We start from the raw sequence: 22,871 nt of genomic DNA, 5'->3' as shown, positions 1-22,871 counted from the left end.
TCCGCATGCTACGCCTCCCCAATTCCCCGTATCTACTCCCAAGACACCAGGAGATGATGAGATTTTTGCTGGCTTATATCCAAAGCCACGTCGGCAACCTGATCCATCTAGTAGGGAGAAACTTTTTATAAGCAAGCTAAGTATTCCTCAGAATGAGTCAAAATGTAATAGGCTATATAATCAAATTGATAGTCTGAAGTTATCCGAGCATGGCTTGGTAATTGCTTGCGCGGCTCGCGCTTTAGTAGAGATTTCTTCAATGATTTATATAGACAAATTTAATGTAGAATTTGATGGTAAAAAAATAAATTTGGGCAGATTTCTTTTGGTGATATGATTAAAATATGTACAGAAGATTTGCATAAAAAAATCTGCTTTCTAAGGACTTGAAAAATACCTTGGTTCATGGGGAAGCAGCAGATCCTAATAGTTTTGCTAGCCCGAAAACTCTGCATAGTTTTCTGCATGGGCGATATCAAAATTCTATGGATACATTAAGAGCATCCTGGGAAAAGTGTTACGAAGAATACTTAAGGGTTCTATGGCTAGCTATAAAAAATCAGCAGGTTAAGGGATAGCCATGACCAATATTAGATATTTTACGCCGCTACGATACCCAGGTGGAAAATCAAAGCTGTGCTGGCTAGTTAGCAGTATTATGGCTGAGAATAATATGAGGGGTGGACATTACATTGAACCTTATGCAGGGGGAGCTGGGATTGCGCTGGAATTGTTGCTTACAGATTACGTTAGGCACATACACATTAATGATTTAAATGTAGGAGTTTTTAGCTTTTGGGATTCAGTAATAAATAATACCGAGCATTTAGTAGGGATGATTTACGACTGTAAGCTAGATATGGAGACATGGCATTTCCAAAGGAAAATACTGCAAAATTCATGTGATTATAATTCTCTTGAAATAGGCTTTTCTTTTTTCTATTTGAATCGAACCAATCGTTCAGGAATTATTAACGGAGGGGTCATTGGGGGATACAATCAAAAGGGAAATTACAAGATAGATGCTAGATTTAACAAGGATGCGCTGATTGATCGAATAGCTGCTATAGCAAAGAAGGCTGATCAAATTTCGTTATATAATTTAGATGCAGAAACTTTTCTTTGTAATGTGGATGGAATGAGTTTGGATAAGGCCCTTATATATATCGATCCGCCTTATTATGTTAAAGGAAAACGACTTTATGATAATTTTTACGAGCCCGACGATCACAAGCGCATTAGCTATCTAGTTCGTAATATAAAGACACCATGGATGTTGTCATATGATGACCATTTGGAAATAAGAAAGCTATATTCTAGATACAGAGTTACAGATGTAGACCTTGTATATAGCGCTGGCACTAAAATGAAGGGGCAGGAAGTCGCTTTCTTTTCAGACGATATTATTTTGCCAAGTAATATTCAAGTTGCTTAGCGGTCCTTCCGCCTGGTGTTATCCATCAGAGTTCCACCCCTCCACGCCGAGAGGCGTGAGGTTTGAATAGCGCTATCCAGCAGGTCAACCGAGGTTCAAAGGAGCCTGGTAACTTAGCTGAATATTCGAATGCCTATGGTTAATATCTGAACGAGCCGGTCATGAGCGCATATCCAATAAACTTTCACTCCGTAGGCGAAGGTATATGGGCAGATAGCCCGGATATTCCAGAATTCAGCACCGCAGGCGACGACGTCGAAGAAACGCTGCTCAATGCGGTGGACGGCTTCGAGTCTGCCTTTTCGATCTACGTGTCGGAGCGCCGCGCTATTCCGGCTCCCTCGGCTTTGCAGCCAGGGCAGAAGCTGGTGCATCTGCCGGCGCTGACCGTCGCCAAAGTGGCGCTATGGAATGCCATGGTTGCCCAGGGCGTTGGCAAGGCGGAGCTCGCCCGCCGCCTGGGCGAGCACATGCCGCAGGTGGATCGGCTGGTCGACTTCCTGCATAACTCGAAGATCGAGAAGGTCGAGCACGCGCTGTCGCTACTCGGCCAACGCTTGGTGGTGCGAGTCGAGGCCGCCTGATCGTCCCATCAGTCAGGCGCTTGCCTTCAGCCGGGCATATTCCCGCTCCACTGCTCGCCTCGCCGTGGCCTTGCTTGCATACAAATGCGTCAGGCGCCGCGGCGTGGCCTGGTCGCCGGCGGTGACCTTTTCCTCCCTTCCGCCGCCCTTCACCCGATACCAGGCCACCACACCGGTGTAGAGCCGGGTGTGCTCGCTCAGGCAACGCTCTTTACTTCGTCCGCCAGCTCGGGGTGCCTCTGTATAAGTTGGAACAGTACGACCAGAGGGGTAGGTGCCTGCGTGTCACCTTTTTCGTACCGGCTAAAAGCATTCGCGCCGCCACCGAATAACTGCGCAGCCTGAGCCTGAGTGAGCTTTAGCTGCTTGCGTACCGCTCTGATTAGATCAGGCGTGCCCTGGGCTGCGTTAGCTTGCTGACGCGCCTCGGCCATCGCCGCCATCACCCGGCGCGTTTCGGCTGGGCCGGTGATGGATTCGCCGCAAGCGGCGCACCAGTCGGCCTCAACATGGGGAATGGTGACGATGTTGCCCTTGTACGAGTAGGGCAGGTCACGGGTGTCATGGACCAGATCGGCCTGGCCGCATACTGGGCATTTCATAGTCATAGCTCCTTGAAGGACACGATAAGCACGTCCTCCAACATGGTGAACTTCAGGTAGATGCGGGCGATATGGGTAACGGGACGATAGACGTCCTGCCATTGGGTATGGTCAGCGTACGTGGTCATGCTCTTATAGAAGTCGCGAGCTGTAAGGGCTTGGATGATGCCGAGCATATCGTCAACATCCAGACCCAAGGCAGCACCACCTTCGCGCGCTACGCGGGTGAAGCGGTAGTCCTCCGCAACAATAGCGGCTTTGACCTGAGCGAGCTTGAAGTGAGGAGTACGCTTTTCCATAGATCAAAATTACCCTAATAGGTTGTACCTGATCAACCTATTAGGGTGATTTATTTTTCAGGCGGTTCCATTCCCTCTCCACCGCTCGTTTCGCCGTTGCCTTGCTGGCGTACAGGTGCGTCAGGCGCCGCGGCGTTGACTGGTCGCCGGCCGTGACCTTTTCTTCCTTCCCGCCCCCCTTTACTCGGTACCACGCCACTACCCCGGTGTAGTGCTGGGTGTGCTCGTCGGCCAGGTCGGCCACCTCGGCCTCGGGCAATTGCGCCTCCAGCTCCAGGCTGGTGGTGAGCCCGCCGTCCGCGGTCAGGCTGTGTGCCACGTTGCCCCCGTGCCAGACGATGGCGTCGATCGCGCCCTTCACCCCGCTCAGGGTGTAGGTCATTTCCGGGATCAGCTCCGGCCGGCCCAGGGCCAGGGTGTAGCGCAGGGTGCGGGTGCCCCGCTGCAGCCGCCGCCAGTGCGCCCGCACCGCCCGCAGGGCGCTCTCCCGGTCGCTGTAGGTGTGGCGCAACTCCTTCAGGTTGTCGCCGCCGCCGGCGATCACGTCCTGCTTCTTCGCGCTGTTCACGTCGTAGTAGTAGGCCCGCACCCCGTCGTAGCTGTCGCGGTCGGCCTCCAGGTAGCTGTGCTGGTCGCCGTCCTGGCGGGTCAGGTAGACGTGCCCCAGGGGCGCGCCGCTGGCCGTCTTGCCGCCGCTGCGGGGAAAGAACAGCAGCCGGCCGGCCTTCACGGTGGCCACCGCGTCGTTGTCCTCGCCGAGGCGGGTGATGACGTTGGCGTCCGATTCGTTGGCCTGGTCCATATGGGCCACCGGCAGCGCCGCCAGTGCCTCGGCCACCACCGGCTGCAGGCCGTGGGCCTCGGCGATAGTGCGCAGGATCGCGCCCAGGGTGGTGGCATGGAAGCTGCGCTCGCGCTTGCGTTTCAGAGCCTTGCGCAGGTCCACGCTGCGCGCGCGGATCTCCAGCACGTCCGGCGCGCCGGCGTGCTCGATCTCGTCCACGGTGAAGCTGCCCTTGTCCACCAGGCCCGTGGTGCTCCAGCCCAGCCACAGGCGCACGGTGGCGCCCCGGGGCGGAATCTCCAGCAGGCCGTCATGGTCGGCCAGGCTCAGGCTCAACTGGTCCGCGTCCATGCCGCGGTTATCGGTCAGTTCCAGGCGGATCAGCCGCGGCGTGATGAGGGTGGAAATGTCCCGGCCGTCCACCATTACCCGGTAGGCCGGCACCGGGTAGGCGTCGCCGCCGGCCAGGTCGTCGAGGGTGGTGCGCAGCAGGGCCTCGCCCTGGTCCAGCAGCTCGCGGATCACAGCAGCCCCCGCAGCAGGTTGGTACCGGCGTCGATGATGCTGCCGAGCAGGTCGATGCGGCCATCGTCGACCCGTTTCAGCTCCAGGCTGAATTCGATGCGCCGTGCCGTGCCATCGGAGAAAAACAGCGATCGGGTCTCGCTGATGTTTTCGATAACCCAGGTGCCGTAGATCCGCCCGCTGCCCTCGATCAACGACCAGGCCTTGCCGGTGCCGGCCATGTAGCGCAGCACGTCGAGGCTGGCTGGGCTGCCGGCCAGCTCGGGCAGAAGCACCCCCGGCAGGGTGATGCTGTCCTCGCCCATACCGAGGAACTGCCGGGCGGGGTTGGTCCCCACCCGACTGTTGCTGGCGTGCCGGTATTCGGTCTTACGTTGTAGTTCCTGGTAGGCCAGGGTGGGCAGGCTGAACACGAACAGCCCGAGCGCCATCATCATGGGGGTGGTCTCCGGTCAGTCCAGGTCGCCGATGCGGCCGCGGCGGCGTGCCGCCTGCTGGCGCTCGATGCGGGCCAGCTCGGCCTGCACCGCGCGGGCGATGGCTTGCGGGTCGCCGCCAGCACCGGCGCTGATGTGGATGTGGTAGGTGTCGTGACTGTCGTAGGCGGCGGCCTGGCTGGAGCCCACTGGCGGCCGGCTGTCGAACCGGATGCCGGCCGCCAGCGCCGGCAGCTCGCCCAGGCCGGCCGCGCCGGCGGCGCTCAGGCGCTGAGCCAGGCCGTTCACCTGGGCCAGGGGGCCGTCGGCGCCCTTGGCCAGGCCCACGGTGAGGCCTTGCATGGTGTAGCCACCCAGCTCGGCGAACACCCGCGACGGGCTGTGAATGTCGAGCTTTTCCTTGAACCAGCCGATGGTGGCCGCACCGACGTTGCTGATGGCGTCCTTAACCGCCCCGAGCTTGGCTTTGATGCCGCTCACCAGGCCGCCGATGAGCATGCCGCCGGCGTCGGTGAATTTCGCCGGCAGGTCCACGCCCAGGTAGCCCATGACCAGGGCGAAGGCGCGGTAGAACATGCCCACGGGGCTGAAGTTGGCCAGGACCTTGAGGATGCCGCCCACGCCCCCGGAAAAGCCCGCTTTGATCTCCAGCCACAGGCCCTGGAAGAATGCCGAAACGCTGTCCCAGTTGCGGTAAAGCAGATACGCACCGGCCGCCAGTGCGGCGACGGCGGCGATGATCGCGAGCACCGGCCAGGTGGCGGCGGTAGTGGCGATGCCGAACAGGGTCATGGCGTAGCGGACCATGGCGAACGGGCCGAGGAAGCTTGCCAGGGTCAACGCCAACCCACCGAAGGCCGCCGCCAGCGCGGCCGTGACCGCCAGCACCTTGAGGATGCCCGACACCAGGGCCGGGTTGGCCTGCGCCCAGGCGCCGACCTTCTCCAGGATGCCCCCGATCCACTCCAGCAGATCCACCATGGACGCCCGTAGCGTGCCGCCCAGGGTGATTTCCAAGTTGAAGAATCGGTTCTGCAGGATCTGCAGGCGGCCACTGAGGGCTTCGGCGCGCACGTCCATTTCGCGCCACATAGAGCCTTTCGCCGCCTCGTCATTGACCAGGCCGAGCTGGCGTTTCAGCTCGTCCATGTTGTTGACCAGCTTGGCCGCATCCTTGCCGAACTCTTTGCCGAAAATGCGGGTGGCCACCTCGGTCTGCTTGTCCATCGGTAGGGTCTGGATGCGTTGCAGCACCGAGAGGATGGTGCCCATGGCGTCGGTGCTCATCTTCTTCTGCACCGAGTCGCTGTCCAGCTTCAGCATCTTCATGCCCTGCTGGAAGGTCTTGCTCTGGGCGCTGGCGATGGACAGTTCGCGCACCATGGCCCGGGCGGCGCTGGCGGCGGTCTCCGGGGCGGAGCCCAGCGACAGGAAGGTGCTGCCCAGCGCCGCGGCCTTGCGGTAGTCCAGCTTGTCGGCCACATCGCTCATGCGGGTCAGGGTCTCGATGATGTCGCCACCCTTGGAGCGGGTGTTGTCGTCCAGGTAGTTCAGGGCGTCACCGAGCTGACCAATGTTCGCGATTGGCACCTTGTACAAGCCGGCTATCCGTCCCAGGTCCTCGCCAACCTGCTCGGCCGGCAGCTCGAACGCCACGGCCGCGGTGGCGGCCACTTTCGCCATGCTCATCAGGTTGTCTTTGCCCTGGATGCCGGCGCGTGCCTGCGCCTCGACCAACGCAGCGAACTCGGTGGTGGCGATGGGAAGTTGCGCGGTCATCGCGCGGATCTCCGCCGCCATGTCGTAATAAGTGGCGGTGAGCTTGCCGTTGTCATCGCGCGCGCCGTCGACCTGCTTGGCCACGCCCATCATCGCGTCCTCGAACTCAATATAGGATTTCGCCACGCCCAATACCGGTCTGCTGGCGGCGTAGGCCACGCCCACTCCGGCTGCGCCGGCGGTGGCCACGCTGCCGGCGCGCTCCTTGCCCTTGGCGTAGGCGTCCTTCGCGCGGGCGAGCCGCTCCCGCTGCCGGGCTATGGCGGCGAGGCGATCGGTCTGGGTCTTGATGCTGGCGTTGGTGGCGGTGATCTGGCCACGCAGGGCGCGCTCATGGTTGACCAGCTCGCGGGTGTTGATACCTGCGCCTGCGAGTCGAGTTCGCAGTTGCTGCAACCCCTCGGCCTGCTGTTGGTGGGTGCGCTTGAGCGCTTGAGCCTCGCGCACGGCGGCCTGGAAACTGCGGGTCAGGGCGCGTGTTGGGGTGGCGGTGGCGGCGAGCTGGCGGGACAGGTCGGCCGCTTTTGCCTGGGCCGCCTGCAGGGCGGCCGCGGTCTGCGCAGCGGCGGCGCGCTGGGTGCGCCAGGCGCTGACATCGGCCTGGGTACGGTTCAGCTCCTTCAGCCGTTCCCGGGCCGCCTTGAGTTCCTTGGCCGCGCCGATGCCGCTGCCCTGGATTTTCTTCAGCGGCCCGCTGGCCTTGTCCAGGGCGGACAGCAGCACCTGCAGCTGCAGTTTATTCATGGCCATCGGGGTTCGCTCTCACACGGGCGCGCTCGCGCCACTCCATCAGCTCCTGCAGGCCCAGGCGGTCCATGTCCGCCGGCGCCCAATGAAACACCACGGCCAGGTCGGCCATGGCGTCTTCTACGCGATGGGGGAGAGTTCCGCCCGGGCCGCCTTCTTCAGCAAAAAACCGGCGATCTTGCCCCCGGCGTCCAGCAGGTCGGCGGGGTCCATGAGCCGGGCGTCGTGCTCGGTGATGGCGGGTGTGGTGATGCGGGGCAGCAGCTTGATGATGGCGCCCACGTCCAGTTGCAGCAGCTCGGCCAGGGCGATGCCGCGCAGCTCGCCAGCGGCTGGCTTGCGCAGCGTCAGCTGCTCGATGACCTGGTCGCCGCGGGTGATCGGCTGGTCGAGGGTGACGGTGTTGTCGGCGAGGGGGCTGGTCGTGTCAGTCATGGGTGGCTCCAGGGTTGGGGGGAATTACCCTGGAACCTTGCCGCACGCGCGCGGCGCAGGACAGCCGCGGTCGGTGTGGTTGGCGCTGCTACACCGGCGGCCGTTGCGCCTGCGTCAGGACTCGCCGTCGATCTTGTCGGAGAACCAGCCGACCATCATGTAGGGAATTACGAAGGGGTAGAAGTAAAGCGGGTTGCGCTGGTAGATCGCATACGCAATTCCGACCCAGCAGAACAGCCCGGCGACCCATCTCCATTTTTCCGACCGCTTAAGGGGTGGTTTCATCTGATCTTCACTCCGTTCGTTCCCCAGCGGACGTAAACCATGTAGGGAATGATGCGTACCGTGCCTTTGGGTGTTTCCAGAAATATCGGCACGGTAGCCTCTTTTCTAATAATCCCATTCAACGGACGCCCGACCCGAGCCATGTAGACGCCAGGGCCGAACACGCCTGTGTAGCTTCCGTTGGTGAACATATTGCTGGACCGGATGACACCGCTGGCCCGGATGCTGGCAGCGCCGGCCTCAGTGGTGAAGTGAACCAGACTCTTAGGCAGGCCAACAAAGCCGAGCCCTGCTGTGCCCAGGATTGCTGCGGTGGTCGGCGCGACTTCTGGCGTCCACAAAGCGGCAAACACGCCAGGCACGTGCGCGAGGGGAGCAAGTGGGCTTTTTGAGTGGGTGGCGACATCCGCCCAGTACATGGACGACTCTTCAGCCCGCAAGGTGGAAAGGCGATAGATATTTGCCAATTGAGCGACGAAGCGGTGGATTGCGCCCTCATTCGTGACGGTGTAGGTCTCATTGCAATCCTGGGGGCTGCACTGCAAGGCGTCTGCCATGGGTCAACGCTCCATGTTGAAAGGGGGCGTAGCATACCCCCCCCCTTTTCCCACACTGACGTGGCTCTGGTCACAGTGCCATCAGATGCCGATGGCCTTGCGCTGTTCGGCCAGCAGGTCGACGCCGTCGACCACTTCGATGAAGTTGAGCAGATCGACTTCGATTTCCGTCCGGCCGTTCACGGTCAGCTTGTAGTAGCTGCACGTGGAGGTGATTTGTCGGTGTGGTTGGTGCTGCTACACCGGCGGCCGTTGCGCCTCCGTCAGGACTCGCCGTCGATCTTGTCGGAGAACCAATTGACCAGCATGTAAGGAATCACCGCCGCGAAGAAATAGAGCGGGTTGAGCTTATAGACGGCGTATGCCATGCAGGCCCAGCCAAAAATACCAGCGACCCATCTAAACTTCTCCGACCGCTTAAGGCGACGTTTCATCTGATCTTGACTCCGTTATAGCCCCAGCGTACGTAGACCATATAGGGGATGATGCGCACCGTCCCCTTAGGGGTTTCCAGAAATATCGGCACCGTAGCCTGCTTTTTGATAATTCCATTCAAAGGGCGACCGACTTGAGCCATATACACACCTGGCCCATAAAATCCTGTGAATGCACCATCGGTAATCACCTTGCTGGACCGTATGACCCCACTGGCCCGGATGCTGGCGGCGCCAGCCTCCGTGGTGAAGTGAATTAAATTCTTGGGTAAGCCAAAAAAGCCATATCCTGCCGTGCTCAAGGTTACCGCCGTGGTCGGAGCGACTTCTGGCGTCCACAGAGCGGCGAAAACACCCGGTACATGGGCAAGAGGGGCAAGCGGACTTTCGGAGTTGCTCGCGATATCCGCCCAGTACATGGACGACTCTTCAGCCCGCAAGGTGGACAGGCGGTAAATATTTGCCAGTTGGGAGACGAAGCTGCGGATGGCACCTTCGCCGGTGACGGTGTAGGTCTCGTTGCAGCCCTGGGGGCTGCACCGCAAGGCGTCTGCCATGGGGTCAACGCTCCATGTTGAAAGGGGGCATAGGGTAGCCCCCCGTTCCTGACCGCGATGTGCCCCTTGTCACAGTGCCATCACAGGCCGATGGCCTTGCGCTGGGCAGCCAGCAGGTCCACCCCGTTCACGATCTCGATGAAGTTGAGCAGGTCGGCCTCCACTCGGCCGTTCACGGTCAGCTTGTAGTAGCTGCACGTGGAGGTGATTTGTCGGTGTGGTTGGTGCTGCTACACCGGCGGCCGTTGCGCCTACGTCAGGACTCGCCGTCGATCTTGTCGGAGAACCAGTTGATCATCATGTAAGGGAGGAGAGTAGGAAAGAAATACAGCGGATTTCGCTGGTAGACCGCATACGCGATGCCGGCCCAGCAGAAGATTCCGGTGACCCATGTCCATTTTTGCGACCGTTTAAGGCGCCGTTTCATCTGATCCTGACCCCGTTAAAGCCCCAGCGAACGTACACCAGGTACGGGGTAATGCGCACCGTCCCCCTGGGTGTTTCCAGAAAAATCGGAACGGTGGCCTCTTTTTTGATAATCCCGTTCAGCGGATGCCCCACCCGAGCCATATAAACACCCGGACCGAATGCACCTGTGATCCCGTCGGAGAACACTTTGCTGGACCGTATGACACCGCTGGCCCGGATGCTTGCCGCGCCCGCTTCCGTGGTGAAATGAATAAGGTTTTTGGGTAAGCCGACAAAGCCGTATCCGGCGGTGCCGAGGGTTACGGCTGTGGTGGGTGCTACTTCTGGTGTCCATAAAGCAGCAAACACTCCAGGCACGTGCGCGAGGGGAGCAAGTGGGCTTTTTGAGTGGGTGGCGACATCCGCCCAGTACATGGACGACTCTTCAGCCCGCAAGGTGGAAAGGCGATAGATATTTGCCAGTTGGGTGACGAAGCGGTGGATGGCGCCCTCATTCGTGACGGTGTAGGTCTCATTGCAATCCTGGGGGCTGCACTGCAAGGCGTCTGCCATGGGTCAACGCTCCATGTTGAAAGGGGGCGTAGCATACCCCCCCTTTTCCCACACTGACGTGGCTCTGGTCACAGTGCCATCAGATGCCGATGGCCTTGCGCTGTTCGGCCAGCAGGTCGACGCCGTCGACCACTTCGATGAAGTTGAGCAGATCGACTTCGATTTCCGTCCGGCCGTTCACGGTCAGCTTGTAGTAGCTGCACGTTGTGGTGATCTTCTGCTCGGTGTCCTCGCCCGGCGCGGCGTCGCCCGGCTCGATGGTCTCGTGCCGGCCGCGCACGACGATCTCCACCGAATCCACTTCGCCCGTGTCGTCGCGCTGGTAAGCACCGGCGAAGCGCAGCAGCACGCCGTCGGCCTTGACCGCGCCCCATTGGCGAAGGGTGGCCAGGTCGAACCCGCCGCAGGTCCACTCCAGGGCGATGCCATCGTCCGACATCCCGAGGTCGGCCTTTACCGGCCCGTTCATGCCGGCGCCGCGGAAGGCCTCCATCTTGCGGCCCAGGGGCGGCAGGGTGACCGATTTGGCCACGCCCTGGTAGGAGCGGCCGTCGTTAAAAATATTCATGTTCTTGAGCTTGCGGGGCATCGCCATGGTCGGGCGCTCCTATGTCGTGGGGTTAGGCGTTGACGCGGCTGGCGAAGTCCGCGAGGTAGCGGTCGGTGATGCGCTGACGCAGGGTCAGGTCTTCCAGCGGCGGCACCGGGGTGTAGTCGTAGTCGAGGTAGAGCTTGCCGGCCTTGAGGGTGTCCTTGGTGTTGATGCTGTCATCGAACCAGCACTCGGCGCCGATCAGGTAGCCAGCCGTTACCAGCTCACGGAACCGCGCGTTGACGGTCTCGACCAGGTCGCGCGCCAGGGACGGGTGCAGCCCCTTGTCCACCGCCCACAGCTGGCCTTCGGCGAAGGTGTCCGCCAGCACCTGAGCGGTGCGGGTGTAGTTCTCGAAGGCGAACAGCGGTTCGTCCGAACAGGTCCGGCTGCCCCAGAAGCGGTAGCCATTCTGGTTGACCAGGGTCGTCACCTCGTGGCTGTTGAGGTAGTCGCTGTCGGTGGCGGTGTTTTGCAGGTCCCAGAACACGTCGCGGCTGATGCCGGTCACGCCGTTGACCGGGGCATTGGAGAGGGTCTTGTGCCAGCCCACCGACTGGTCGAGTTGGGCGCGCAGGCCCAGTGCCCGGGCCGTCGCGTTGGCGGTCGCGGTCGTGTTGCTGTGGGTCGACCAAGCCAAAAAGTCCGGCCAGAGCAGCATCAGCTCCCGGGCGCCGAAATTGGCGCGGTAGGCCACGGCCTGTTCCTTGGTCTCGCAGCCCCAGGCACTGGCGTAGGCGAAGGCGCGCATTTGCTGGGCAACCCCCACCAGAGCGGCCGTTACCGGCTGGCTATCGAGCCCCGGTACGCCGAGGATGCGCGGCGTTACCCCGAGCTGGCCACGGGCGGCCAGCAGGGCCTCCATGCCGGTATAGCGGCCGCTGGCGGTGGTGCCGACCAGGTTGGAAACGGTTTCCGCCTCAGTCTCGCCCTCTTTCACGCGCACCACGACGGTGACGGCCTGAGCCTGGTCCGCAATGGCCTGCAGGCTCTCGGCCAGCGTGCCATTGGTGCCCGCCTTGTCGATGGCGCGTTGCACGTCGGTCAGCAGCACCGGGGTATCTAGGGGGAATGCGGCCGCATCCGCATCGTCTGCAGTGCAGACCATGCCGATGATGGCGGTGGAGACGGGGCGGAGGGTGCGCGTGCCTTCGTTGATTTCGAGGACACGCACGCCGTGGTGGTAGGTGGTGGTCATGGGCAATCCTGCGCGGGTGGGGGTGTTCGCAGGATGTCGTGCCTTGAAAATATTATGAATCGTTCTACCTTGTAGAAACACTCCTTACATTAAAGACTGGAGGGAAAAGTGGGATTTAAGAAAGCTAAAGTGACTTTTCAATGGGCTGGCGAAGAATATCGGGTTGAAGACGCCAGCTTTGAAATTGAAAGTCCAAAAAAGGAATTAATAAATAATAGTTACTTCATTATTAGTCCGGCTGTCCTTAGAATTAAAGATGTTGAAAATCAGCGCTGCTTGGCAGCAGAAATAATAGAAATAGAAGCAAATGCTGGATCAGGTGAAAATTACAAGTTTGAAGTTACCAAAAACCTCCAGGCATCTACTCCACGATTAGAGGGGGATGTTTACATATTTAGAGTTGTGAGTAGTAGTAAGTAAGCTATTTTTCACTGTGTATTGGTGGTGTTTGCAGAATCTCGGTCGCCCGCTCGGGGCTGACCAACTGCTGAGCCACCAGGTAGCCCACGCCCTCTTTGACCAGATCCGCGCTCAAGTCGACGAACTGCGCCCGCCCGGCCAGGTCGAGGAAATCCTCGACGCGCACGTCGTCTTTCGCCGCGGTGCGGATCGCCAGGCGCTCCTGGTCGAAGCGCATTAGGAACGCCAGTGGGGTCAGGCGCCAATCCGTGGGCGGCTCGTCGCCCGGCACCACTTCCCAGCGCTGCACCCAAACACCCTTGACCTTAGCCGGTGCCAGTTCGCGCACGCTATCCCAGGGATTGGGCAACATGGGCGGCTCGGTGGGTTGCACGGCGGCATAGCCCAGGGACTCGGCGTGCTCGTCCGGCAGCGGGTTGGCCAGGGTGGTGGGCGCGAGGCGTTCACGCACTTGGTACTCGGTCAGTGGGTATTCCGAGGTTGTCAGGTCGATATACATAGGTCATCCGATCAAACGTAATTTGACGCTGCCTGGGCCGCCGTTATAGCCGGTCCCGCCCCCCGCCGCGCCCCACCCACCGTTGCCGATGGGCGTTCGGTTAAACGCGGTGGCGTGGTACGACTGGTACGCGCCTCGACCACCCGCGCCCCCGATGCCCATCACGGCGGTGCTGTAGGACGTTACGCCGGACGAACTGCCCGCGCTGCCGTTGGCAGTTGTATTGCTCGCCAATACACCGCCGGCCCCACCGGCGCCGACCGTGATGGCGACATTGGTGCAGATGGTCAGGGTGCCGTATCCCGCGCTGCCGATCGCCCCGGCCTCACCCTCGAGGGAGGTATAGAACGGATCGCCGCCGCCACCACCGCCGCCCGCGCCGGAGGCGGTGACGGCGTATTGGCCCGGATGCAGCAGCGCCCAACTGCCGGCCGCGGCTGACGTGGTGAATTCCCGTGTGAGCCCCAGGGGTTTGGGCCGCATGAACGCGCTGCTGAACATCACAGGTCCCCCGAGTCGATCAGCATCCCGTAAATGCTCGAGCGACCGGCCATCGTGTAGAACATGAGCAGATCCCGCTTGTTGACGGCGCTCAGGGTCGGTAGCCCTCCGGTCCATTTCACCGCGGCCGGCCAGGCGAACGTCTTCTGCCCGCCGCCCTGGATCTCCACATGCCAGGTGACGATGCCGGCGCCCGTGTCGGGCAGGTTGTCGAACGATACGGTGGTCGTGCCCACGGCGCCGGTGGCGTAGGTCACCTTCAGGCTGAAGAACTCACGCAGGCCGATATCCAGCGAGAGGGTTTCGCTGGTGTTGCGGGCCAGGGTGCCCAGGTCGACCAGGGGCCGGACTCGCACGTTGCCGGTTTCCTGCCACGGCCCCCAGGTGGTGTCGTCGACTGCTGGGGAGACCCATACCCGCCCCCTCGCCTCGAACCGTCGCTGCCAGGCGCCGGCGCCGGACACGTCCGGCCAGTGTTTGTCGAACGAGCCCACGCCGTAGGTGGTGGCGGTGAGGCCGGGGATGGCCAGGCCGTTGGGGCCGCCGTCCATGAACCCGCGCACGCTGCCCTCGGGCACGTTGGCGGGGGTGCGCGCCTTCCAAGTGCGCAGGTCCAGGGTGGCGCCGACCCCGCCGGCGCCGACGTTGAGCTTGCTGGCCGGGTTGAAATTCCCGCTGTGCCAGTTCAACACCCAGGCGGACCAGGTAGCGTCCTGCTTGAAGCGCACCGCCAGTAGCGGGGTGCCGGCGGTGTCATAGCCGTGCAGGGCCAACTGGGTAACACGGCTGGCGTGGCCGGTGGTGTAGACGTTCCACCAGCGGGCGGCGCTGTCGGCCACCGGCGGCCAGTGGTTGGCGGCGGCGTCGGCCTGGGTGCCGTGTACGGCGATCCAGGCGCCCAGTGGGGCGTTGTCCAGGTCGAACGCCCCGCGGCTGACCAGCGCGGCCCCCAGGCCCAGCGCGCCGACCTCCAGCAGGTTGCCGGTTTCGGTGCCGACCGTGCGAGTCGCCGCAGTGCCCAGTCCCAGGGCCGACCGACCAGCGTCGGGACTGGTGAGGGTCAGCAGGTTGGTGCGCACCCAGGCGCTGAGGGTGGTCAGCGCGGCGGCGTTGGCGCCGCTGAAGAACGGCAGCTTGTTGGCCGCCGGCGTCAATGCGCCCAGGGCAGACAGCGCGGTGCTCATCGGCTGCAGCTCGGCTATCAGCGCATCCAACTGGACCAGCGCCGCGCGCAGGCGCAGCACGTCGTCGCCGGTGTCGTTCTCCGGGTGCGGCAGCGGCAGGCCGTGCGCGGTTTTCTCGTCGATGATTGCCATGGGTTACTCCGAAACGATGACGCGCAGGTCGCGCACCCGAGGGCGTGCGGCCGGGCTGCCGGTGAGGGTCAGGCGCACGCGCACGCTGGCGCCGGTGATGCCCGGGGTCACGGACGTCAGTTCCACCGCGTCGTTGTCTGCGGCGCTGGCGGTCGGAGCGCTGCAGGCAACCCAGGGGCCGGAGTCCACTTTGTAGTGGGCCACCACGCTGCAGCCCGGCGGCAGGATCGCGTCGTAGATCACCGTCAGGCGCTGGGCGTTGCCGGCTGGAATCGCGCGGGTGATGTAGGTCTGGTTGTTGCCCAGGGTGCCGGACACCAGGGTGGTGCCGGGTAGCAGAATGCCCGACAGGTCTTCGGTAGCGGTGATGAGCGCGGCCACCCCGATCTGCCCGGTTATCGGGGCGGCGAGCTGCAGGTACTGCTCGGCGGCGGTCTCCACCACGTTGCCATCGGGAAACGTCAGGCGGAACGCGACGCCGGCACCGGCGCCCGGAGCGCTGGTGACGCCCAGCACCGCGAGGTCGGTGGTGTTGTCTACGGTGACGGAGCCCAGCGGGACGACCTTGGTCCGGTTGGCCGGGGCGTACTGCGCGCGGTCCATGGCGAACCACAGGTCGCGGTCCTGGTGCGCGGTCCAGGTCTGGGCGTTGGCCGAGGACAGCAGCACGCCCACCTCGTAGGGTTGTGAGCCCACCCAGGCGCCGAACTCGACGTCGTATTTGCCCAGCTCGGCGATGACCAGTTCCTGGGCGGTGTCGTTGGTCATCACCACCAGGGCGTACTCGGTGCCGGCGAACAGCACCGGGGGCCGATCGAAACGGATCACGGCGATGGACTCGGCGGCCTGGAACACGCTGGACAATACCCGTTGCTCGGCCAACACCTTGCCGGTGGGCAGGCCGTTGCTGGTTTCGCGTATGTGCAGCAACAGGGGCGAGTCGCCGGAGCGCTTGCCCCGCAGCTTGACCTGGGCGAGCTGGCAGGTCCGGGTCACGCGGAACGTTTGGGCCAGCGGATCGACGACGCAGGTCGCGTTGCCCATCCAGCCGTAGTCGGCCAGCTCGACGATGTCCTCGATGGTGGTGACCTGGGTTTTCGTGACCGTCTCTTTGGTGCCCTCGCCGAAGAACACCGCGGCACCGGTGCTGCCGCCGGCGCCAGTGAACTTCACGTTTTTACTGCCCGCCTGGATGCCGGCGGGGATGGTGAACGCGCCGGTGAGCACGCCGGCGTTGTCGGCGGACGGTGCCAGGCTGGGGGTGACGTTGACGCCGTCGAAGGTCACCGCGGCTAGCCGCTCGTAGGGACCGAACCCGCGCACCTCGAAGCTGATCGGGATCTGTCGCAGCGTCCAGAGGGTTTCCCGGGCGGTCTGCTCGAACACCTCGCGGGTGGTCCGGGTCTGCCCGGTCGGCTTGTACCACATGTTCCCGTAATTACGGATGCGCTGGGTAATGGGGCTCGCCCAGACGGTGCTGGTCTCGGTCCAGCGATCCACAGCCGGGGTCAGGGTCACCGACGCCGGGACCGGCAGCTGCGAGCCGTAGGCGTTGACCGCCATCCAGCCCGTGCGTTTCTGCTGGGCCACCTCGGTGACCATTAGGGATTCGCACAGGGTCGGCTGGGTCACGTCCTGGGTGACAGTGTGCAGGGTGGTGGCGATGGCCAGGGTCAGCTCGCCGTTGACGATGGCGGCGCTCTGCTCGAGCCCCACGTCGCGCAGGTCGTCGGACAGGAACGGGTCGACGAACAGGCCGCGCTTAATCGAGGCGTTGCGCATGCTGGCGTCGGAGCGCAGGCGTCCCTCGGCCACCAGGCGGCTCAGATCGTCCAGGCGGGCGCTGTAGCGCGCCAGTTCGAACATGGACACCACCCGGTAACTGTCCGGGACCACCTGGCGGGTCTCCTCCAGCCAGGTCTGTTGGATCAAGGCGAGGGACAGCAGGGTCGGCGGCACGGGGGGCGGCGCCGGATTGTCCAGGGCCGGCAGGCCGCGCAACCACACGGCGGCGCCGCCGGCATCCAGGCACAGGCGGTCGATGCGCGGCAGTTTCGCCCGGTAGGTCACCAGGGCCAGGGTGTTGGCGACACCGCCCTCGATGCTGAAACCCCGCGCGTCCGGCTCGATCGGCGACACCGCCTTGATGTAGCGGTAGGTCACCGAATAGGTGGAACCGGTGGCCGGTTCGGCGCCACTGGGTGACCAGTCCACCGCGGCGGCGCCCAGCTTGTAGTCGGCCCCCTTGGCATAGACGGTGGCGCCCTGCTTGACCTGCAGCAGGTCGATGACGCCGTCGTCGGGCAGCGCATCGGCGACGCCGACGAACGCGCCGTGGGTGATTTCGACGGTGCGGTCCAGGGTGACCTGTACGGTTTCCAGGGTCGCGATGGCCGGGCGATTGACATTGATACGCTGGCGAGCGGGGCCGGCCACCAGATGGGCCTCGCTACTCACCAGGCGCGTTTCCGGGGCGGCCTCGTAAGTCAGGCGCCGAGACGTGACGAACTCCAGCGCCTGACCCTGGACGTGGGCCGAGCCGGCGGCCACCAGCCAAGTCTGCACGTCGGCCGCGGTGCTGCCATCGTAGGTGACGCCGAGGCCGTCGGCCACGTAGGTCCCGCCGCCGGTGGAGTCCCGGTCGTAGCGGGCGATGGCCTGGGCCACGCTATCGAGGCTGACCGGCGTCGTCCGTGGCCGCACGAACCCGTCGACGACCGTATACACCGGGTAGAACTCGCCCTCGGTACGGCTCCCGGCAACGCCCCACTCGGCGACGATCTGCAGGCGGTGGGCGCCGGGTTCGTTGTAGCCGCGGGTGCCGCTGGCCGGGTTGAGCAACGCCGGGTCCTGCAGCTCGGTGACGATGCGCTGCACCAGGTAGGCGCCCACGGTCACGGTGCCGGTCAAGGCGATTTTCAGCTGCGCCGGCGCGATGCCCCGCACCGCGCCGGCCAGGTACAGCGCGCCGCTCTCGAGGCTGGTATTGCCCGTGGCCGGGTCGATGACGATGTTGCAGTCCCGGACGATATCGCCGTCGCGCAGCAGGGCGTCGGCCACGTTCTGGAGGCGGTCGCGCAGGCCGCTTTGTAGCTCGTTGAACTCGGCGGACTGCAACACTCGGTCAGGGCGGAACAGGATGCGGTCGTAGTGTTTCGCCGGGTCGTGGCGGTCGTAGTAGTCGGTCATGGAGGCCTCAGAACGGCAGGACGTATTCGAAGGTCTGGCGCGTGCCGGACTCGCGTTTGATCTTGTTGGGCAGGCGTTGCAGGACTTTCATCCGGCCACGGTCGGCGATCTGGCCCGGGGTGAAATAACGCTGACCGGCCGGTAGCCCGGGCGCGGTGACGGTGCCGTAGAACACCGCGACTTCGCGAATGGTTTCGGTGGCGGCGTCCTCGAAATCGAACGTCACGCGGATGTGCGCCCATTTGGTCGGCGTGGTGGAGGGCCGGTAGCGCTGGCCGCCGGGCAATTCGATTTCGCCGGCTGGGTCAGGGGTGACGAATTGCCCCTGAGTCAGGGTGCGGCGGCCGATCTCGTCCACCAGCGCGGTGGCATTGGTGGGTTCGGGCTCCGGGGTCACGTCCCAGGCCGAGTTGCCACGGCCCCAGGCGAAATGGATCGGAAGGGACAGGAACAGGGCGCATTCGCCGATGCGCCCGTCGTCTTGAAGCGCTGCCATGGGTCAGGTCTCCGGGTAGGTGTTCGAGGGGATGACGAGGCGCCACGGCCCGCGCCACGGCCCTTTCCAGCCGCGGGCGGGGTAACGGCTCGGTGCCAGGGTGAAGCGGGTTTCGGCCGCGGCCGGGCTTGGCGCCGGCAGCAGGCGCGGGGCGGTGTCGCTGATGAGTCGACCCGGGGCGAACAACGGGGCCGGCAGATCCCGGTCAGGCACCACGGCGCTGACCAGCACGCCGACGCCGCCGAATAGATCCACCTGCCAGGTGCTGTCGAGCGTCCAGGAATCCCAGTACATGGTGTCGCGGCGCAGGGTGCTCGCCTGGAGCACGGCCGCGCCTGGGACCACCTCGCGAGACGGCGCGGGCAGCTCGGCGGCGACACGCTCGCCAAACGACACTTTCAAGCCGTCGATGACCACGCCGGAGTCGTCGTCCAGCAGGCAGCCATCCCAGCGGCTGCGGTCCAGCCGGGCGTGACGCAGGTCGTAGCCGTGGAACAGCCGATAGAACCGCACGTGGGCGGGGATGCTGGCGTCCAGCAGGCGCCGAATGTCGTCGAGCCGGGCAGGTGCTCGGGGCGTGCCGGGGTCCAGGTGCAGCAGCGCCCCGTCTTCCTCGACCGCGGTCGCGATGCCGATCCAGGACAGGGCGCGCACCACGGCGGCGCCGGTGCCGCGCTCGCGCAGCCAGGGCAGGCCGGCGGCCAGCAGATCCTCGGCGGTGTCGAAGTAGCCGGCGAACTGGGCAAGGAAGTACTGCGCGGCCAGCACGGGCGCGAACCCGCCCGGCAGGTGGATCTGTACCCCCGCCGGCAGGTCGGCGAGGGCTTCCAGCTCACCCAGGCCGACCGCGGCCACGGCACGTTCCAGCGGCGTGGCATTGGGGGGCAGCAGGGCGCGCGCCTGGCTCACGCGACGCCCCGGTCGGTCAGCTCCAGGGTGCCCAGGGTGGCGTACTGGTCCGCCGCGACGGTGATATCGGCCGGCAGGTCCAGCTCCACCCGGGCGATGCCCTCACGGTGCAAAGCGCTGATGATCCAGGACCGGGAGACGCTGCGGCCCAGCTGGGCATAGGTGGCCAACTGCTGGGGGAACGCGGCGGCGATCTGCGCCACCAGGTTGGTGGGCGCCGAGGCCTCGCGCCACAGGCGGGCGGCGATGTTGACCGGGCGGGCGATGGCCAGGCGCACGCTGAGGTCGACCCCCAGCATCCGCACGCCGGGCGCGTCGAACGCCGCCCAGGCCGCCGCCAGCAGCGCGGCGGCATCCGCCCCGGGGGCGAGCCAGAGCGCCACGTCCACGCGCCCGGGCAGGGGCTGCAGCACCGCCGCCGCGACCACTTGGGGCGAAACCGCCATGGCCACCCCGATGTAGTGTTCGCGGGTGCCGTTGCCGGCCATGGCGGCGATGCGCAACAGCAGGCGCTGGCGATAGCGCTCGTCGCCCTCCCCCGTCTGGCGCGGCAGGCCGAACAGCTGGCCGATGTGGTCCAGATCCAGACCGGTGGCGTAGATGATCAGGTTCGCCCGGGCCGCATCGTTGATCCGCGCCCGCAGCAGCATTTCGCGGTAGGCGCTCTCCTGCAGGAGCTTGGTCAGTGGCTCGGACTCCAGGGCCAGCCGGTCCGCGATGGCCTGCCGGTCGGCGGCGGGGATCAGGGCCAGCAGGGCGGCTTTGCGGGCGGCGAGGATCTGCTCGAAGTCCAGGACCTCGACGATATCGGGTGCGGGCAGGGTGTTCACGATGCGCTCCCGAACGCCAGCGGCACGCGCAGACTGAAAGCCACGTTACTGGCCAGGCTGACGCCTTCCAGCTCGACGATGACGGCGCCGGGCCGCTCGCCCATCACCAGGTCGATGCGGGACAGGCTGAGCCGCGGTTCCCAGCGGTTGATCGCCATCAGCGACGCCGCCTTGGCCAGCAGCGCGGTATAGGGGTTGAACGGGGCGTCGATCAGCTCGAACAGGTGGGCGCCGTATTCGCGGCGCATCACCCGCGAGCCAATGGGCGTCGTGAGAATGTCCGCGACGCTCTGGCTCAGGTGCTCGCGCTCGCCGATTGCGCTGCCGGTGGTGCGGTTCATGCCGGCACCCCGGACAGGCCGTTGCCCGGCTGGGTGCCTACGTGGACGTGGCCGACCAGGCTGGTACGGGCCGGCCCGGCCTGCACGTCCAGGGTGACCTGGACCAGGCCGGCTACCTGCTGGTTGCCGGTCTGGATGTAGTCGCCCTGGTGGGTGTAGTCGCCCTCGTGGGTGATGGGGCCGACGATGCGGATGCCGCCGTCGCTCACCAGCTCGGTGGTGCCGCCGCTGGGCAGCTCGGCGCGCAGGTGGTGCGCGGCGCGGTCGTACTCGATCACGGCGCCGTCGCCGAACGTGCGCCGGAACAGGTCGGCGCGGTCGCCGTTGGCCGGTATCGCGTTGCTGTAGAGGCCTGCCAACACCACGCCGCTGGCGGTCTGGCCCGAGGGGCTGAACAGCAGCACCTGTTCGCCCACGGTGGGCGGGTCCCACTCCACGTCGGCGCCGGCGCGGGCGGCGATCCAGGGCAGCCAAGTGGTGAGGATGTCGCCCGACTGCACCCGGACCCGGGGCGGCACGTGTTGCACCTCGGCAACGGTGCCGAGGCGGATCAGGTTTTCGATGAGGCGGGCGAGCGCGGCGATATCCATGCCGGCGATAGTCGACGCATCGCGCGCGCGCCGCAGCCGGTGGACGTTGTAGCGAACGTCGCTACACGTTGAGGTGCGCGAGCAGGCTGTCGCGGACCCGCTCGATATCCTCGGCGGTGAACCCCAGCGGTTGCCGCTCGGGATAGCGCACCTCCGGGGCGCCCGGTTCGGCGCGGTCACGCAGGCCGTACTGGTGGACCCGGGCGATGCGGGCTACCCGGCCCGCAAACTCGACCGAGGCCTGGCTGGCGTCGCCGCGGGCTTTCAGGTAGCGCGCGGTGCGCAGCTTCGCCAGCATCTTCACCCGGCCCTTCTTCACGCGAAATTTCCGCGGCTTGCGGGGCTCGAATGCGGTGCCGTCCGGGTTGAGCTGGGCGGCGATGCGTTTCTGCTGGCTCCGGCGCAGATCCTGGGCGACCCGTCGGGCCAGGGCGTTCCGCTCGCGCGGCTCCAGGGCGGCCAGCAGGCCGCCGGCCCATTGCTCCAGGGCGATCAGGTCATCGCTCATAGAACACGCCGCCCCGGGTTGGGCATCGCCAGGGCGATGGCGTCGCCGGCGTCCACGGAGCGCCAGGCACACAGCGGCTCGCCGTTGGCGATCAGTTCGACGTCGGTCGGGGGCTCGTAGGCGTCATAAGCCGGCTCCGGGGCGTGGGTGACCGAGTAGCGGCCGTCGGGCTGCAGGGCCACCACCACCCGCTCGGTGAGCGGCAGCCGCAGGGCCAGGTCGACCTTGCTGTTGTCGAGTATGTCGGCCTCGAACTCCACCCCCTGGCTGGCCTTCTCCAGGTTGGCCAGCAGCTCGGACTGATTCGCTCGCAGCCAGCCCAGCAGCGGCAGCATGATGGCGTCCGGGTGCCCGGCGTAGTCCGTGAACACCAGCTGCAGGGTGTAGGCGTACTCGAACGACAGCGTGGGGGCGGAGGTGCACCGCACCCTCCCCTGGTCGATGAACACCAGCAGGCGGTCCGGGTTGTGCCGCAGCTCGGGCACGGCGGCCAGGAGGTGGGCGCGCAGGGATTCGGGTTTGTTCATGGCGCCGCCTGCTGCTGGTGGGTGTACACCATGTCGACCTGGGCCGCGCACGCGGCCCAGTCCCCCTCGATCCGGCCCACGTCGGCGGACAGGTCGCCGTTAGTGGCCGGGTCCGTCGGGCTGAGGCTGCAGCGGGTCACCACCGGACAGCCACTGACGATAAGCGTCGGCCCCGACGAGGGCGGGACGGCGGCGCAGCTGGCGAGCAGCAGCAGGCAGGGGCTGAGCAGCCCACGCGCGCAGGGCGGCATTTTCACGGGTCAGGTTCTCCACGGTGCGCTGACGCTGGGCCAGCAGGGTGCGGGTGGTAGTCAGTTGCTCGCCCAGGGTCTGTTGGGCGGCGCGCTGGCGTTTCAGTTCGGCGTCGAGGGTGGCCACCTGCGCGACTTGGCGCTGCCGGTCGGCGTTGGCGGTCGAGGCCTGTTCCCTCGCCAGGGCCGCGGCGCCCTGCTCGGCCTCGAGGCGTTGCTGCTGGACCCAGAAGAACAGCCCCAGGGCAGCGAGCAGCGCCACC

Annotated in this window: 29 protein-coding genes and 3 pseudogenes; 4 read left to right on the top strand and 28 right to left on the bottom strand. The window is 64.6% G+C overall.

Annotated elements, in window-relative coordinates; all coding sequences use genetic code 11:
• The 3 genes from OGL92_RS12910 to OGL92_RS12900 form a co-directional block, all read left to right on the top strand.
• Positions 1 to 337: hypothetical protein (locus tag OGL92_RS12910; RefSeq protein WP_263144020.1), on the top strand; the 337-nt coding region annotated here is incomplete at its 5' end.
• A gap of 243 nt (positions 338 to 580) precedes the next feature.
• Entirely contained in the window at positions 581 to 1,435 is an 855-nt protein-coding gene (locus tag OGL92_RS12905; RefSeq protein WP_263144018.1) for a DNA adenine methylase, read from the top strand.
• Positions 1,436 to 1,596: 161 nt separating this feature from the next.
• The gene (locus OGL92_RS12900; protein WP_263144017.1) at positions 1,597 to 2,019 is read left to right on the top strand and encodes a type II toxin-antitoxin system HicB family antitoxin; all 423 of its coding nucleotides are present in this window, start codon (positions 1,597 to 1,599) and stop codon (positions 2,017 to 2,019) included.
• 197 nt (positions 2,020 to 2,216) lie between these two features.
• On the opposite strand, the gene OGL92_RS12895 is transcribed toward OGL92_RS12900, so the two are convergent.
• The 15 genes and pseudogenes from OGL92_RS12895 to OGL92_RS12825 all read right to left on the bottom strand — a co-directional run bounded on the left by OGL92_RS12895 (position 2,217) and on the right by OGL92_RS12825 (position 12,231).
• The gene (locus OGL92_RS12895; protein ID WP_263144015.1) at positions 2,217 to 2,621 is read right to left on the bottom strand and encodes a type II toxin-antitoxin system MqsA family antitoxin; all 405 of its coding nucleotides are present in this window, start codon (positions 2,619 to 2,621) and stop codon (positions 2,217 to 2,219) included.
• 2 nt (positions 2,622 to 2,623) lie between these two features.
• Positions 2,624 to 2,920, bottom strand: a complete 297-nt coding sequence (locus OGL92_RS12890) for a type II toxin-antitoxin system MqsR family toxin (protein ID WP_263144013.1) — start codon at positions 2,918 to 2,920, stop codon at positions 2,624 to 2,626.
• Positions 2,921 to 2,960: 40 nt separating this feature from the next.
• Entirely contained in the window at positions 2,961 to 4,130 is a 1,170-nt protein-coding gene (locus OGL92_RS12885) for a phage late control D family protein (protein WP_263144029.1), read from the bottom strand.
• A gap of 95 nt (positions 4,131 to 4,225) precedes the next feature.
• The gene (locus OGL92_RS12880; RefSeq protein ID WP_263144011.1) at positions 4,226 to 4,666 is read right to left on the bottom strand and encodes a phage tail protein; all 441 of its coding nucleotides are present in this window, start codon (positions 4,664 to 4,666) and stop codon (positions 4,226 to 4,228) included.
• A gap of 15 nt (positions 4,667 to 4,681) precedes the next feature.
• Positions 4,682 to 7,189, bottom strand: a complete 2,508-nt coding sequence (locus OGL92_RS12875; RefSeq protein WP_263144010.1) for a phage tail tape measure protein — start codon at positions 7,187 to 7,189, stop codon at positions 4,682 to 4,684.
• Positions 7,182 to 7,304 carry a GpE family phage tail protein gene (locus OGL92_RS12870; protein ID WP_263144009.1) on the bottom strand — a complete coding sequence of 41 codons (123 nt, stop codon included), beginning with the start codon at positions 7,302 to 7,304 and terminating at the stop codon, positions 7,182 to 7,184. Before OGL92_RS12870 ends, OGL92_RS12875 begins: the two co-directional genes overlap by 8 nt.
• Before the next feature lie 8 nt (positions 7,305 to 7,312).
• Positions 7,313 to 7,627 carry a phage tail assembly protein gene (locus OGL92_RS12865; protein ID WP_263144008.1) on the bottom strand — a complete coding sequence of 105 codons (315 nt, stop codon included), beginning with the start codon at positions 7,625 to 7,627 and terminating at the stop codon, positions 7,313 to 7,315.
• A 114-nt stretch (positions 7,628 to 7,741) separates the two neighbouring features.
• Positions 7,742 to 7,912 (bottom strand): hypothetical protein, encoded by a 171-nt coding sequence (locus tag OGL92_RS12860; RefSeq protein ID WP_263144007.1) that lies wholly within the window; start codon positions 7,910 to 7,912, stop codon positions 7,742 to 7,744.
• Positions 7,909 to 8,469 (bottom strand): hypothetical protein, encoded by a 561-nt coding sequence (locus tag OGL92_RS12855; RefSeq protein ID WP_263144006.1) that lies wholly within the window; start codon positions 8,467 to 8,469, stop codon positions 7,909 to 7,911. Before OGL92_RS12855 ends, OGL92_RS12860 begins: the two co-directional genes overlap by 4 nt.
• 81 nt (positions 8,470 to 8,550) lie before the next feature.
• Positions 8,551 to 8,685 (bottom strand): annotated as a pseudogene (locus OGL92_RS12850) (phage major tail tube protein); the annotation flags it as partial.
• Between the two features lie 214 nt (positions 8,686 to 8,899).
• A complete protein-coding gene (locus OGL92_RS12845) occupies positions 8,900 to 9,460 on the bottom strand; it encodes a hypothetical protein (protein ID WP_263144005.1) in 561 nt (186 codons plus the stop codon).
• An 80-nt stretch (positions 9,461 to 9,540) separates the two neighbouring features.
• A pseudogene (locus OGL92_RS12840) lies at positions 9,541 to 9,669 on the bottom strand (phage major tail tube protein); the annotation flags it as partial.
• A 214-nt stretch (positions 9,670 to 9,883) separates the two neighbouring features.
• Positions 9,884 to 10,441: a hypothetical protein gene (locus OGL92_RS12835; protein ID WP_263144004.1), complete on the bottom strand. Its 558-nt coding sequence runs from the start codon at positions 10,439 to 10,441 to the stop codon at positions 9,884 to 9,886.
• 79 nt (positions 10,442 to 10,520) lie between these two features.
• A complete protein-coding gene (locus OGL92_RS12830; protein WP_263144003.1) occupies positions 10,521 to 11,036 on the bottom strand; it encodes a phage major tail tube protein in 516 nt (171 codons plus the stop codon).
• Positions 11,037 to 11,061: 25 nt separating this feature from the next.
• Positions 11,062 to 12,231, bottom strand: a complete 1,170-nt coding sequence (locus tag OGL92_RS12825) for a phage tail sheath protein (protein ID WP_263144002.1) — start codon at positions 12,229 to 12,231, stop codon at positions 11,062 to 11,064.
• Between the two features lie 108 nt (positions 12,232 to 12,339).
• On the opposite strand from OGL92_RS12825, the gene OGL92_RS12820 reads away from it, so the two are divergent.
• Positions 12,340 to 12,651: a hypothetical protein gene (locus OGL92_RS12820; RefSeq protein WP_263144001.1), complete on the top strand. Its 312-nt coding sequence runs from the start codon at positions 12,340 to 12,342 to the stop codon at positions 12,649 to 12,651.
• A 1-nt stretch (position 12,652) separates the two neighbouring features.
• Here OGL92_RS12820 and OGL92_RS12815 read toward each other — a convergent pair whose 3' ends face one another.
• The 13 genes and pseudogenes from OGL92_RS12815 to OGL92_RS12755 all read right to left on the bottom strand — a co-directional run.
• A complete protein-coding gene (locus OGL92_RS12815; RefSeq protein WP_263144000.1) occupies positions 12,653 to 13,150 on the bottom strand; it encodes a hypothetical protein in 498 nt (165 codons plus the stop codon).
• Positions 13,151 to 13,153: 3 nt separating this feature from the next.
• Entirely contained in the window at positions 13,154 to 13,651 is a 498-nt protein-coding gene (locus OGL92_RS12810; protein WP_263143999.1) for a hypothetical protein, read from the bottom strand.
• The gene (locus OGL92_RS12805) at positions 13,651 to 14,967 is read right to left on the bottom strand and encodes a hypothetical protein (RefSeq protein WP_263143998.1); all 1,317 of its coding nucleotides are present in this window, start codon (positions 14,965 to 14,967) and stop codon (positions 13,651 to 13,653) included. Before OGL92_RS12805 ends, OGL92_RS12810 begins: the two co-directional genes overlap by 1 nt.
• A gap of 3 nt (positions 14,968 to 14,970) precedes the next feature.
• Positions 14,971 to 18,156: a DUF4815 domain-containing protein gene (locus OGL92_RS12800; protein WP_263143997.1), complete on the bottom strand. Its 3,186-nt coding sequence runs from the start codon at positions 18,154 to 18,156 to the stop codon at positions 14,971 to 14,973.
• A 7-nt stretch (positions 18,157 to 18,163) separates the two neighbouring features.
• Entirely contained in the window at positions 18,164 to 18,652 is a 489-nt protein-coding gene (locus OGL92_RS12795; protein ID WP_263143996.1) for a hypothetical protein, read from the bottom strand.
• A 3-nt stretch (positions 18,653 to 18,655) separates the two neighbouring features.
• A complete protein-coding gene (locus tag OGL92_RS12790) occupies positions 18,656 to 19,561 on the bottom strand; it encodes a phage tail protein (protein WP_263143995.1) in 906 nt (301 codons plus the stop codon).
• Positions 19,558 to 20,391, bottom strand: a complete 834-nt coding sequence (locus OGL92_RS12785) for a baseplate J/gp47 family protein (RefSeq protein ID WP_263143994.1) — start codon at positions 20,389 to 20,391, stop codon at positions 19,558 to 19,560. The genes OGL92_RS12790 and OGL92_RS12785 overlap by 4 nt, the downstream gene beginning before the upstream one ends.
• Positions 20,388 to 20,732: a GPW/gp25 family protein gene (locus tag OGL92_RS12780; RefSeq protein ID WP_263143993.1), complete on the bottom strand. Its 345-nt coding sequence runs from the start codon at positions 20,730 to 20,732 to the stop codon at positions 20,388 to 20,390. The genes OGL92_RS12785 and OGL92_RS12780 overlap by 4 nt, the downstream gene beginning before the upstream one ends.
• Positions 20,729 to 21,322, bottom strand: coding sequence for a phage baseplate assembly protein V (locus OGL92_RS12775; RefSeq protein ID WP_263143992.1), 594 nt, complete (start codon positions 21,320 to 21,322; stop codon positions 20,729 to 20,731). The genes OGL92_RS12780 and OGL92_RS12775 overlap by 4 nt, the downstream gene beginning before the upstream one ends.
• A gap of 61 nt (positions 21,323 to 21,383) precedes the next feature.
• Positions 21,384 to 21,830 (bottom strand): phage virion morphogenesis protein, encoded by a 447-nt coding sequence (locus OGL92_RS12770; RefSeq protein WP_263143991.1) that lies wholly within the window; start codon positions 21,828 to 21,830, stop codon positions 21,384 to 21,386.
• Positions 21,827 to 22,357: a phage tail protein gene (locus OGL92_RS12765; RefSeq protein ID WP_263143990.1), complete on the bottom strand. Its 531-nt coding sequence runs from the start codon at positions 22,355 to 22,357 to the stop codon at positions 21,827 to 21,829. Before OGL92_RS12765 ends, OGL92_RS12770 begins: the two co-directional genes overlap by 4 nt.
• The gene (gene lysC, locus OGL92_RS12760; protein WP_346659499.1) at positions 22,354 to 22,608 is read right to left on the bottom strand and encodes an Rz1-like lysis system protein LysC; all 255 of its coding nucleotides are present in this window, start codon (positions 22,606 to 22,608) and stop codon (positions 22,354 to 22,356) included. The genes OGL92_RS12765 and lysC overlap by 4 nt, the downstream gene beginning before the upstream one ends.
• Positions 22,541 to 22,870, bottom strand: a pseudogene (locus OGL92_RS12755) (LysB family phage lysis regulatory protein); the annotation flags it as partial. The pseudogene OGL92_RS12755 and the gene lysC, both read right to left, overlap by 68 nt.
• Between the last annotated feature and the right edge of the window lies 1 nt (position 22,871).

It is taken from the genome of Pseudomonas sp. RIT-PI-AD (genome assembly GCF_025642785.1).
Lineage (GTDB): Bacteria > Pseudomonadota > Gammaproteobacteria > Pseudomonadales > Pseudomonadaceae > Pseudomonas_T.
The sequence above is the reverse complement of the archived record's forward strand: the minus strand, read 5'-3'. Positions and strand labels throughout refer to the sequence as shown.